A 12,583-nucleotide genomic window follows, 5' to 3' on the forward strand; every position below is an offset into this window, starting at 1 on the left:
GGTACTGCCTATTATACGCCGATACAAGACAAAGCCCATTGCTGTTTGAAACAATGGGCTTTTGTATAAAAAATGATTTAAGTACCGATACGGCAATACCGCTCTGATGAGCCGGTTTTTACCATTCTTCCTTTTTACTGTCTGTATTTTAATCATTAAAAATACGGCTATCCTCACTGTCAGCAAAGCCGTTCTGCTGCTCCTGGTCTGCAAAGGGATCCGGTGCATTTTTTAAGTTTTCCTGGATATCCAGAAGTTCGGCAGGGGAAGAACCCTCAGGTTCAGCATCTGATGCGGCAGTTAGGAAACGAAACGAAAAGTCAATGGGTTTCTCTTTTCCCATTTCAAAAAAATGCACCGTGTACTGGTTTTTCTCCCTGTCCACAGCAAGCACTTTCCCTTTGTTCCAGACAGGATGCATTACAAGATCCCCTTCAATGAACTCGGTATCTTCACTGTTTTTTGAGGCCGATGCCGATGACTGTGCCGCCTGGAGGATTTCTGCTGACAGTTTTCCTTTACGCACATAAAATTCTTCCTTGATTTCAAAGAGGAATCTTGACGGGTACTTGCTCAGCCCTGTGGTGAAATTAAAGCCTTCCGAATCGGTCATATAAAACCTTTTCTCGGCTCTGGTAACGGCAACGTACATCAGTCTTCTTTCCTCCTCGATAGCCCGTTTTCTTCTTTCTTTTATGGAAAGGGCGCTTGGCAGCACCCCTTCGGTAAAACCGCATAGGAACACATAGGGAAATTCAAGCCCTTTGGAGATGTGGATGGTCATCAGGCGCACCTTATCCTGATTTTCCGTGTCTTTGTCCAGATCGGTATAGAGTGCAATTTCCTGCAGGTATTCGGCAATATTTACAGGGCCGTTGTTTTCTTTTTCCAGCAGCAGCATGGAGCTTACCAGCTCTTTTATATTTTCCAGCCTGTCCTCATCGCCGTCTTTTCGGTAGAGTTCGGACAGTCCGCTTTTATCGAGTATGATCTTAACCAGATCGGAGATGGAATTTGTCTGGGCATCTGTTTTCAGCTCTTCAACCAGAGCCAGAAAATCTACAGCCCCTTTTTTATTGAGCTCTTTGTCCTCAATATTATTTTGCAGCGCCTGAAGCAGGGACAGGTTCTGTTCGCCTGCCAGAAGGCTGAGCCTTTCGAGGAACTTTTTCCCCAGCCCGCGGGATGGATGGTTGTGCAGGCGCAGGAAAGAGAAATTATCTCCTTGTACGATAAGCCTTAAAAAGGAAAGCACATCTTTGATTTCTTTCCGTTCAAAGAAACGCACGCCGCCAAATATGGCATAGGGAATGTTTTCTTTAATAAGCGCCTGTTCAATATTTCGCGAAAGATGATTAGAGCGGTATAGGATAGTGATATCAGAATAAGCGGCATTTTGGGTCTTCAGGATTTCCTTGATTTCGGAAGCCACCCAGAAGGTTTCCTCAAAGTCATTTTTTCCATGGAAATGCACCACTTCAACTCCTTCGGGATTATCCGTGACCATATCCTTGTCCACCCTTACCTTGTTGTTTTTGATAATATGGTTGCCTACTTTGAGGATGTTTGGCGTAGAGCGGTAGTTCTGGTTCATGATAATGGTTTTCGTGTCAGGAAACATCCTGTCGAATTCCACCAGGTATTCGGGTTTCGCACCGCGCCACTCATAGATCGTCTGGTCGGGATCCCCTACCAGAAACAGGTTCTGGTGCACACGCGAGAGCATTTCCACCAGATGGAACTGGCTGTCGGAGCTGTCCTGCGCCTCATCGACCTGTATGTAATGCAGCATTTCCTGCCATTTTAAAAGCACATCAGGATTACTGTCAAGTATGAAAGCCGTAAAATGGATCAGGTCATCGAAATCCAGCGCATAGTTGCGTTTCTGCTTGTCGAGGTATTTCTGATACACGCGGCTGGAGAGCGATTCCTTCTCATCGGGCTCAAAGCTTTTATTCTCGAGCATATATCCCAGATAATCAGAGGTGCTTTTCTGTTTGGAGATAAAGCGGAGCACCTGTTTGAAAGTGAGGTTTTTGGAATTGATATCCAGTTCGTTGAACACCTCCCTTAAAATGGTTTTCTGGTCTTCGGCATCCAGTATGATAAAATTTTTAGGGTAATGGATTTTGTTGATTTCCTCACGCAGAAAACGCACGCAGAAACCGTGATAGGTTGTGATGAAGCTGACATCAAAAAGATCGCCAATAAGCGCCTTGACGCGCCTTTTCATTTCCTGCGCCGCTTTATTGGTAAAGGTCACGCAGAGGATATTGGAGGAATTGATGCCCAGCCTGTCCACAATGTAGGCAAAGCGGGAGGTAAGGGCCTTTGTTTTTCCTGAGCCGGCTCCTGCAATAACGCGCACATAGCCTTCTGTGGTTTTCACGGCTTGGAGCTGGCTGGGATTAAGGTTCTCTAGTATTGGATCGTTCATTTTTAAAACGGAATGTTTTTGATCTCTATTTATTTTTTTAAAGCAGAGGGGCAGATCAAAGAGTCTGCAGCACAAATTTATGCAATTAACTCAAAAGAAAGGTAAGAAGCAATTGTTATATTCAGGATGATTAGCTATCGGTTAATGAGACAGCGGTTATCTTAAAATAAAATCCTGAAGAGCATCATTTGACTGCTTAATCAAAAAAATGCCCTTCAGGATCTTTTCCATCTTCTTGTTTTTACTTTTTATAAAGCAATGATTAATAGGGATGCCGATACGTTTTTTACAACTTAAAGCTGTGATAGTTTTGAAGGGTCTGTTGCCTCTTCAATGCTTTTTCCTTCCTGATTGTGATGTTCACCATTCTCCTTTTCATCATGCCAGGGACCGTCTTTCAAACGGACCGTTTCAGAAGCGCTTTCTCTGGAAGGAGAATTATCATTCAAGTGCTTGGCTACTTCTTCCACAGTAGTGCCTGCTGCCCTTACGGCATCTTTTAGTATCTCCTCAGGGACATTTAACTTTTCAGCCCACTGCTGGATTTCAGCCTGCTGTGAAATATCAATATGAGCGTTCTGCTCTTGTCCGTTATTATGTAGATTTTCCATGATTTTTAAATTTAATAGTGAATTCCAAAGTTAACATGACAGAAAAATAAAGCTGTTATATTTTAATCCCCTATTATTATAGGATTGCTATGGTTTTCAGTCGGTTAGAAAGGAGTCGTTATTTTATATTTCCCTGACCTGACGAAAGGTAAGGTTGATTCTGGGCAGTACGGGACGGGCCGTCTTAGGCACCTGATGCTCCCAGTAGGTATTGGTGCTGCCTGCCATGAGAAGAAAGGTTCCGTGGTGCAGTGGAATTTCGATTGGCGCCATATTTTTGAGCACTTTATGACGCAGTCGGAACAGACGCGTTTCTCCGAAAGTCACAGAAGCGATGTTCATATTCTTATTGCTCGATGAGGTCTTGTCGCTGTGCCATCCCACACCATCGGTGCCATCTCTGTACAAATTGAGCAGTACGCCGTTAAAGTTTATGCGGGTTTCCTTTTCCACGCGCTCCCTGATCTGGAGCAGTTCCAAAGGCCAATCCGGATTTGATTTACGTTCAGGCCTGCTGCTGTCCCCGTACCACGAGATCATGCGGGGAGCTGTAACCACTTTGTCATACATGGGCATTTCATATTCCCTCCACGGTGTGCCGTGGTATAAAACATTGTAGTAATGATCGGATTCGGTTTTGCTGAAGAAATTATCAATCAGCAGCAGATCCGCATCAGGGACGTCAAATATTCTCCTGCCGCCGTTACCTGATGAAAAAATTTCGGTGTCATCAAAAAGCATCATTTTCTTTATTTTTTTAGTTCATACTCAGTGCAGGCTTAAAGCCTAAAGCCGAAGAAGCCTGTTAATTGCTCATTTTAAGCCTTGGAATATTGATTTCATGTTCCTGCGGATAGGGAGCGCGATGGGTCATGCTCACATCTTCGCGCATTCTCTGCTGCGCCCAGTATTTCCAGTCGTTCTCCTGTTCATAGCGCGGATCTGGTATAAAGGGCATTTTAGCCATCTTGGTAACCGTTATGGTGGGGAAATGGTAATCCACTTCCACACTGCCCAGCAGCAGGTAGCATCCTCCTCCCTGAAAAGGATACATGGCCAGGCTGTCGGTAAAATGCGCCGTATCAAAAAGCTGCCCTTCAGCATCTATCCAGGTGCCGAAATACATAGCGCCCATCTTTGTGGGCACATGCTTGCGGGAGATCAGATAAGCCAGCATTCGGACCTGTTTTTTATGATGGTCCAAAAGGTCTTTTGCCATGACACTGCCCCTAAAAGGAGTCTGAAGCAGATCAAAAGGGGAACAGGAGACAGGAAAGCCCAGCAGTTCAATCTCATCAAAGGCATCTTCAAAAGCAGAACGTTCCAGCTGGGGAAGAACAAATTCCTTTACAGGCTCCTGAAGCAGCATCGGTGCGCGGTTCTCAGGCTTGAAGTTTACCAGAATTAGACGGGCAATGACCAGCAGCTGGTTTTTTGTTTTCCCGGTGAACCGGAATGCGCCGATGAAAATCAGAATCTGTATGGCTTCAATTCCAATGGGTATGCGGTTGATAAAGTCTTCCAATGATTTGTAAAGCCCGTTTTTTTCCCGTTCCTGCTGGATCAAAACAGCTGTTTTGGATTCAAGGCTCTGCAGGTGCATGAACCCCAGATAGATATCAGAACCATACAAAGTGGTTTCCAACTGGCTTTTGTTCACGCAGGGATTGTGCACTGCCGCCCCTGACATCTTCGCTTCGTGGACATACACTTCGGTGCGGTAGAAACCACCCTGATTGTTGATTACCGCCACCATAAATTCGATGGGATAATGCACCTTCAGATACAGGCTCTGATAGCTTTCCACGGCATAGGAGGCCGAGTGCGCCTTGCAGAAGGAATAGCCTGCAAAGGACTCGATCTGGCGGTATATTTCCTGGCTGAGCGCCAAGGGATGCCCCTGGGCCGCGCAGGATGCAAAAAAATTGTCTTTTACTTTCTGCAGTGTCGCTTTGGAGCGTCCTTTTCCAGACATGGCACGGCGCAGAATGTCCCCGTCGGCTGCAGGAAGCCCGCCGTAATGCAGGGCAATTTTAATGACATCTTCCTGATATACCATAATGCCGTAGGTTTCCCCGAGCTGCTGCTCGAACACCGGATGGAAGTATTCAAACCTGTCGGGATGATTGTGCCTGAAGATATATTCCTTCATCATTCCTGATTGCGCGACCCCCGGGCGTATGATGGAGGAGGCCGCCACAAGGGTTTTATAATTGTCACATTTCAGACGCCGCAGCAGCCCTCTCATGGCAGGGCTCTCGATATAAAAGCAGCCTATGGTTTTTCCCATTGCAAGAAAGCTGTTGCAGCTGGCTTCATCTTTTGAAATGGTGGTGTCACGAATATTGAGCCTTATGCCGCGATTTTTCTCAATCAGTTTTACGCTGTCATCAATATGGCCGATCCCGCGCTGGCTCAGGATATCAAACTTTTCAAGCCCGATATCTTCAGCGGTATGCATGTCAAAAAGCACTATGGGAAAGCCCTTTGGAGGCATTTCCAGCACGGAATAGTTGGTGATGGGCTCTTCGGAAATCAGGATGCCGCAGGAATGCATGCTTCTTTGGTTGGGGTATTTCTCGAGCATCATTCCGTACTGCTGTACTTCACGGACCACTTCATTTGCAGGGTGCAGGGTCATCGGGTTTTTGGCAAGTGCATCGAGTTCTTCTTTTGGAAGCCCAAAAACCTTGCCTACCTCGCGAAAAATCGAACGGTATTTGAATTCTACATTGGTGCCGCAGAAGGCCACATGGTCATATCCGTAACGCGAGAAAATGTATTCCAGAATTATGTCACGTTCCTTCCAGCTCCAGTCAATGTCAAAATCGGGAGGACTTTTGCGGTTCAGGTTCAGAAAACGCTCAAAATACAGATCCAGTTCCAAAGGACATATATCGGTAATTCCGAGACAGTAGGCGATGATGCTGTTGGCACCGCTGCCGCGCCCAATATGCAGAAATCCCTGAGAATTGCTGAAACGTATGATATCCCAGGTGATTAAAAAATAACCGCTGAATTCCAGCTGGTCTATTACCTTAAGCTCGCGGAACATCCTTGATTTTGCCTCTGCATTATGCTGCCCATAGCGCCATTCGAGCCCCTTCTGGGCAAGGGTGGTCAGAAGCTGCAAGTCGTCTTTTTTATTATTGGTGTAGTATTTCTTGTTTTTCGGCGTTTTGAAATCAAATTCAAAATGGCAGTCCGCTATTATTTTTTCCGTATTGGAAATGATCTGCGGGTATCCTTCATAACATTTCAGGATCCTGCCCAGATCCACCATTACTTCTGTCTTCCTGCAGTAATCGGTATTGCCGAGTCGTGAAAGAATTACATTCAGGTCAACGGCCCGCAGTATTTTATGCAGCTTGTATTCCGTTTTGGTGCGGAAGGTAACCGGCTGTAGCACGACCATCTTGTCTATTTGGTTCTTCCAGTCACTGAGAATCAGTACAGGGGTCTGTTCAGGACGAATCCCGATAAACTCATGTTCTTTTAAAACTGCGGGCACGTTCTCCAGAGGATAAACCACAAAAACATTTTCAAAGTCCGGAGCGGACAAAGGAAGCGGGGCATTATCAAAATTATGCCAGGTAAGAAAGCGGTTCATCTCAGCAAGGCCCGCCGCATTTTTTGCCAGTCCGATAAAACGGAGCTGATGCTCTGAGCGGAATTCTATTCCGACAATAGGCTTTATATTCACAGCCCGGCATCCTTTTACAAAGTCATAAATCCCTGTTACGGTATTAATATCAGTGAGTGCCATAGCCCTGACACCCAAGGCGGCTGCCTTGGATATCAGATCTTCGAGCGGTATGGTGCCATAACGCAGGGAGTGGAAGCAGTGGCAGTTGAGATACATGATTTATTTTTTACGTTTTAAGATTTCGTCTTTGGTATTGGGCTTAAAGGAAGCACCGGCGCAGCGCATCACCGCATCAAAACCGTAACGGTTTTTCATCCGGTCCATAGCCTGGTAGAGCGCCAGCATTTCCTGGGTATCGTTAAACAGGTCGATCTGATAGGTTCCCCGCACCAGTCCGCTGAAACGCACCCCGATCAGGCGCAGGCGCATCCGGCGCTGGTAGAGCCTGCCAAAAAGATCCATTGCGGTCTGGGTCAATATGTGGTCGGCCGAGGTATACTGGACCCTGCACTGCTTGGTTTCTGTATCAAAATTGGCGTACCTGATCTTGATAGTTACAGTCGAGGTCAGCCACTGCTCAGAGCGCAGCTGATAGGAAAGCTTCTCGACCATCCCCAGGATGACCCTTCCCAGTTTATCTATATCGATTGTGTCCTGGGAAAAAGTATGTTCGGTGGAGATCGACTTTCTTTCGGTATACGGTTCCACGGGATTGTTGTCAATGCCGTTTGCTTTTTTCCAGAGTTCGATCCCATTCTGGCCGATCATGCGCTGCAGGGACTCGGCGGGCATTTCAGAAAGGGTCTTGATGGTGCGGATTCCGATTCGGGATAAGAGCTGGAAGGTCTTGTCACCCACCATCGGGATCTTACGGATCGAGAGCGGGTTCAGAAAAGACTGCACCAGATGTTCTGGGATCTCCAGGTTCTGCTTCTGTTTTCCTTCACCTGTTCCGATCTTCGATACCGTTTTATTGATCGAAAGGGCAAAGGTGAGGGGAAGGCCGGTTTCCTTTGTGATGCGGCGGGCCAGCTCGTCGGTCCATTTGTAGCTTCCGTAGAATTTGTCCATTCCGGTAATGTCAAGATAAAATTCATCAATAGAGGCCTTTTCCACCACAGGGGCTTTCTCCTGAATGATTTCGGTAACGTCATGGGAGAGCCTTGAATAGAGTTCCATATCGCCTTTCATCACTTTGGCCTGCGGACAAAGCCTGAGCGCCATCTGGATGGGCATTGCTGAGCGCACCCCGAAACGCCGCGCCTCATAAGAGCAGGAGGCTACAACGCCGCGCTCGCCCCCGCCGATAATGAGCGGAATCCCATTAAGTTCTGAATTGGTAAGCCTTTCGCAGGAGACGAAAAAGGTATTCATGTCAATGTGTACAATAGCCCGGTTCATAATCTTTATCATTTATACCTGTCAAAATTAGCACAGATGATAACAATTTTTAAAAATATTATGTTCTAAATAATAACAAAAAATCAAAACACTGATTTTACGGGCGGTCTGGATTATGCTGCAATTAAGCAGAAAGACTTTATTCAGAATTTACGGCAGGTCTTTATTTTGGATTTTTTTAAACCGGCGCCGCCAGCATATTTGGATTTTTCCAAACAGGCATTTCAGCCACAGAAATCATCTTTTTTTGGAAAGTTTTTTCTTTAAAAAAAAAAAGAATTATCTTTACAGTTACCATCAAAAAAATGTAATTCTATTTTTCAATAGTGTAAGACCTAAGTTTTTTTACCAACCACTGCGGCTCTAAGATCTCTTTTTCTGGCCGCATTATAAATTTAAAAGCTATGTCACAAAAGCAGAATTGGGAGAAAATTATTTATCTGGCAGAGGATGATGAAGATGACAGACTGCTGTTTCTTGATGCTGTCGAAGAATTAAACCTGCCTGTTCTGGTAGTGCAGACGGCAGACGGCTGCGAACTGCTGGAAACCCTTGAAAAGGCGAAGCATCTTCCTGAAACGATATTTCTGGATATCAATATGCCCCGAAAAAACGGATTTGAATGCCTTAAAGAAATTCGAAACAGCGACAGCGATTTCAAAAATATAAAGATTATCATGCTGTCCACCAGCAGCAGTGCGATGCATATCCGGACCGCCTATAATCTCGGGGCGGATTATTATGCCGTAAAACCGCCTACCTTTATGGAATTGAAAGATCTTTTAAAGGGGATTTTGGACAGGGATCTTAAGAGCTTAAGAAAAGAGATGAAAAAAAAACTGCCCGCCTGCTAAAGATAAAAATAATGATGAGGGATCTGAATACTTGCGGATCTTTAATCAGACAAGATCTGACAGGACGGGGCTTTATTCTTCAGGGACAGTTTCTTTTTCAGGGCTCCCTTGACTGGGCATGGTGCGTTTGATGTGCAAGTAAAAATCCTTGAGATGCCACCAGGCCGGGCATCTCTCTACAGGACCGTTGAAATTGCGGATGCCGATGTAGCAGCTCTTCAAAAAAAGCTGCGTATCTGTAATCTTTGCCCAGGGCTTCCATTCCACCTCAAGGGGAGGAGGAAACGCTTCAAAATGTCTTTTTATATCTTCGTAATTCATGCTGCAAAAATAATCCAAAACCATATATCAGACAAGGCCGGCATTGCTTTAACAGCCCGCCGGGCTTCTGTTTTTGATCAGGGTTTTCACTATTCTGGAGCCCAGCCCTTTGCCTGTATTTGACCTGTACTTTTTTGCCAGAATGATTTGGTTTTATATCGTTAAGGCCAAAGCGTGCTGCTTTTTTTTTTTAAAGGACGTATAAATACCATTTGTACGCCGCCTGATCCGGAGAATGATTAAATCAAATTGTCAAAAGAATGGGCTTAAGCCTTAAAAAGCTGTAATTCTGAAAGGATATACTGTAAGGGATCTACGTTAGATTTTGGTAAATTTGCTATATACTGGTAAAGGTAAACAGCAATTTAATCAGTCAGAAAAAACAGGGGACCGGCGGGGTTCGTCTGAAGGTTCTGTACAATGATTTAGTTAGTTACCGCATACCATTTCAGGCACCCGCCGGCTGCCAGAAAGCTCCTTAAATTTTGAGGGGCTTTTTTTGTCGGCGGACGTGCGCTGTAAACTTTATGCGCATCAGAGAAAATCAGAAAACTGCAATTCTTTCATTTTTTTTATTTTAGTATTGTATTTATTTCAATTGCAATTATTGGATTATCAGTGATTTAGTACTGTGTATTTTGTAAGAGCTGTATTTTAATTTTATAACGCAGCGGGGAAAAGCTGTGTTAAATTTGAAGTTTATACGAATAAAATTTAATTATTATGAAAACAGCATACTCATCCACTGTTCCTAAGGAATTAAGCAGCGGCCTGATCATTTTTGCAGGAGTTGCGCTTTTCTTTTTACTCATGGAGTTTTTGAATCTCTCCCATGTATTTTATCTGCGTTTATTGAATGTGTTTTTTATATTTTACGGCGTAAACAGGATTTTAAACATTAACCTTGCCCAAGGACAGAATAATTTTCTTTTTAATGCGGTATCAGCCATGATTACTTCGTTTATAGGCGTAGTGCTTAGTCTTGCTGCACTTATGATCTACAGTTATGCCCGGGGAGGCGACCATTACGTTGAATCCTTGTCCCAGACCTTTATGTTCGGAGCGGAACCTTCGGTTCCCATCTATATCCTTTGCCTTTTATTTGAAGGAAGCGCTTCGTGCATAGTGGTGACACTTGTTCTGATGCTCTGCAGAAACAGCAAGTTTAGAGCCGATTAAATATTTTGTTTTCAATTTTCGGCCTTTCATTGGAACAAGGATCTTTTTTTCTGCACATCGGAAAGGATTTAATGTATTGATTTTTAATTATGTAAGCATTCTGTCAAAAAAAAAGGGCTTTCTTTCCTAGCGGGCTATTTTATAAAACAGGAATGCAGGATGTTCCAATTATGAAAAACCTAATTTTAAAGCTGTAAGCTTTTTAAATCATGGGGCAGTATTTTTACGTTTTCTTTAAAAATTATAAAATCACAGCGGAATGAAACTATTTAAAAGCAATAAAAAGCACATCATCGACCGTGCACAGCAATCACAGAAGAGAAAAGGAGCTATAATAAATGCAATGGTCATTTCAATAGTATTCTTTATTGCCGTTCTGCTGGTTTCAGTAATAGTGTAATGGCGGTCTATTTAAAAAAAAACTTGCTGATTTTTAGATTTTACCATAAACTTTTGTAATAAAACACTGAAATTATGTAAGAATATAAGCAGGTTTTCTTTTAACTTGGGATTTCAAACTAAAAAAATATATTGTTATGAAAATCAATTTTAAATCTGGGTTTGCAGTTCTGCTGGTGCTTGCAGGGCTTTCCATTTCGTGTAAAAAAAATGAGACAGTTCCTGCTGAAACCAATGATACTTATGCAGACAGCTCTGCTGTTGTGGCTGATACCATCAGTACGGTTCCAGCCGATACTGTTGGGACCGATACCTCTAAAACTATGACTCCGCCGCCAGCAAAGTAGGTTCTTAATTAAAATAAATGGTTATTATTAATTCAAAAAGCCTGCAGAAATATAATTTCTGCAGGCTTTTTAATTTTTTCCAGCTTAGCCACTGCCTTGTAAATATTTGTATAAGTTTCGACCTAAGCTTTTTAGCAATTGATTTTCCTGGATTCCTATTTTATGGAAAGGCAATGCGCCACGATTTTGCCACAAAACTTAGACCGGTGAAATATCTTTAAAAACCGATTTAACTTTTTGTGGCAAAATTGAAGGCAACTCCAAATCTGGAAATATTCGAAACCATATTTATTTAAACTTGATTTTGCCAAATTTAAGATTTCAAAAAGATTGTGCCAAGGTGATTGGGGGAAATTATTGAGAACGGATTAAAAAACTGTATCTATATCCATGAAATATATATTTACGGATCTTTATCAAAAGCCAGAATAAATGCGTTTCTATTAAATGATCTGCAGGTGCGGACGGATCTGCATCGTGACGATATCGCATCTTTTTGGCTGCGAGAGACAAAACAAAGTGCTCATTGCAATATCGTAAGCTTCCAGCATCTCCAGTTTCTCAACTTTCTCATGCTGCACTTTCTTCGGATCGGTCTGCATGTCACTTGTCACAGCGCCCGGTTCAATAAGGGAAACCTTGATCCCAAGAGGATTTAGTTCCTTGCGAAGTGAGGTGCTGAATCCGCGAATGGCTGTTTTTGTGGCTACATAAATGGTGCTTTCAGGCGTGCGGCTCTCCGCACTCATTGACCCGATATTGATGATATGTCCTGATTTGTGCTTTTTCATTCGTGCAGCAGCTGCCTGAGCAAAGGCAAGATAACCGGTAATGTTGGTATCGATCGCGTATTTGTAATCCTCATAAGTTTCCTCTTTTAGTCCCGGGGCTGCAACGGCCGCATTATTGATAAGAATGTCAATTCCACCGAGCTCACTATCTGCTATTGCCAGTATTTTGTCAATGTCCTCCTTTTTGGTAACATCGGCCGGAGTACCATAAACCTCGCTGTCCGGGAACTGCTTTTTTATATCTGCAACGGCTTTTTCAAAATCTTTTTGATCCCTTCCAAAAATAAGTACGCGCCCGCCGAGAGAAACCAAGACATCGGCAATTGCTTTTCCTATTCCGGTTGTTCCACCAGTTATAACTATTTTTTTATCCTTGATGTTCTGTCCAAAGTAGTTTGTTAATTTTTCCATAAGTGTTTTTTTAAAGTTATTATTATCTATTCTGTCCGGCATTCCAAATTGAAATGTCTCAATAATACAGTTTCTTAGTATGAATATTGGTCCGCAAATCAGGTATTATCTATGCCATTTTACTATTTACAGAAGCGCATAGTAAAAAAAACGTATTTGAGATCATGCTTTCCTGTAGTTCTTTAT

General features: G+C 43.5%; 11 protein-coding genes. 4 read left to right on the forward strand and 7 right to left on the reverse strand.

Translation table 11 applies throughout. From position 1 onward, the window contains the following. Nucleotides 1–148: 148 nt before the first annotated feature. From ACTJIW_RS17570 to dinB, 5 genes are all read right to left on the reverse strand, one after another. Nucleotides 149–2,437 carry an ATP-dependent helicase gene (locus ACTJIW_RS17570; protein WP_440715761.1) on the reverse strand — a complete coding sequence of 763 codons (2,289 nt, stop codon included), beginning with the start codon at nucleotides 2,435–2,437 and terminating at the stop codon, nucleotides 149–151. A gap of 293 nt (nucleotides 2,438–2,730) precedes the next feature. Further along, nucleotides 2,731–3,048: a DUF3606 domain-containing protein gene (locus ACTJIW_RS17575; protein WP_440715760.1), complete on the reverse strand. Its 318-nt coding sequence runs from the start codon at nucleotides 3,046–3,048 to the stop codon at nucleotides 2,731–2,733. Between the two features lie 123 nt (nucleotides 3,049–3,171). After that, nucleotides 3,172–3,792, reverse strand: coding sequence for an alpha-ketoglutarate-dependent dioxygenase AlkB family protein (locus ACTJIW_RS17580; protein WP_179005260.1), 621 nt, complete (start codon nucleotides 3,790–3,792; stop codon nucleotides 3,172–3,174). A 61-nt stretch (nucleotides 3,793–3,853) separates the two neighbouring features. Next, nucleotides 3,854–6,910 (reverse strand): DNA polymerase III subunit alpha, encoded by a 3,057-nt coding sequence (locus ACTJIW_RS17585; protein ID WP_440715759.1) that lies wholly within the window; start codon nucleotides 6,908–6,910, stop codon nucleotides 3,854–3,856. Nucleotides 6,911–6,913: 3 nt separating this feature from the next. Then, on the reverse strand, nucleotides 6,914–8,095 hold the full coding sequence (gene dinB / locus ACTJIW_RS17590) for a DNA polymerase IV (RefSeq protein ID WP_440715758.1): 1,182 nt from the start codon (nucleotides 8,093–8,095) through the stop codon (nucleotides 6,914–6,916). A gap of 404 nt (nucleotides 8,096–8,499) precedes the next feature. Between dinB and ACTJIW_RS17595 the strand changes: the two genes are divergently transcribed. Beyond that, nucleotides 8,500–8,949, forward strand: a complete 450-nt coding sequence (locus tag ACTJIW_RS17595; protein ID WP_440715757.1) for a response regulator — start codon at nucleotides 8,500–8,502, stop codon at nucleotides 8,947–8,949. Between the two features lie 72 nt (nucleotides 8,950–9,021). Here ACTJIW_RS17595 and ACTJIW_RS17600 read toward each other — a convergent pair whose 3' ends face one another. Next, nucleotides 9,022–9,270 carry a DUF6965 family protein gene (locus tag ACTJIW_RS17600; RefSeq protein WP_440715756.1) on the reverse strand — a complete coding sequence of 83 codons (249 nt, stop codon included), beginning with the start codon at nucleotides 9,268–9,270 and terminating at the stop codon, nucleotides 9,022–9,024. 723 nt (nucleotides 9,271–9,993) lie between these two features. Between ACTJIW_RS17600 and ACTJIW_RS17605 the strand changes: the two genes are divergently transcribed. From ACTJIW_RS17605 to ACTJIW_RS17615, 3 genes are all read left to right on the forward strand, one after another. Further along, on the forward strand, nucleotides 9,994–10,449 hold the full coding sequence (locus tag ACTJIW_RS17605) for a hypothetical protein (RefSeq protein ID WP_219071281.1): 456 nt from the start codon (nucleotides 9,994–9,996) through the stop codon (nucleotides 10,447–10,449). Nucleotides 10,450–10,708: 259 nt separating this feature from the next. Next, complete coding sequence (locus ACTJIW_RS17610) at nucleotides 10,709–10,849, forward strand: hypothetical protein (RefSeq protein ID WP_179005270.1); 141 nt, start codon at nucleotides 10,709–10,711, stop codon at nucleotides 10,847–10,849. Nucleotides 10,850–10,985: 136 nt separating this feature from the next. Beyond that, entirely contained in the window at nucleotides 10,986–11,195 is a 210-nt protein-coding gene (locus ACTJIW_RS17615) for a hypothetical protein (RefSeq protein ID WP_044047735.1), read from the forward strand. A gap of 443 nt (nucleotides 11,196–11,638) precedes the next feature. Here the strand turns inward: ACTJIW_RS17615 and ACTJIW_RS17620 are convergent, their stop codons facing one another. Further along, nucleotides 11,639–12,397 (reverse strand): SDR family oxidoreductase, encoded by a 759-nt coding sequence (locus tag ACTJIW_RS17620; RefSeq protein ID WP_440715755.1) that lies wholly within the window; start codon nucleotides 12,395–12,397, stop codon nucleotides 11,639–11,641. Between the last annotated feature and the right edge of the window lie 186 nt (nucleotides 12,398–12,583).

Source organism: Flavobacterium sp. 22659 (genome assembly GCF_052044235.1).
Classification (GTDB): Bacteria; Bacteroidota; Bacteroidia; order Flavobacteriales; family Flavobacteriaceae; genus Flavobacterium; species Flavobacterium johnsoniae.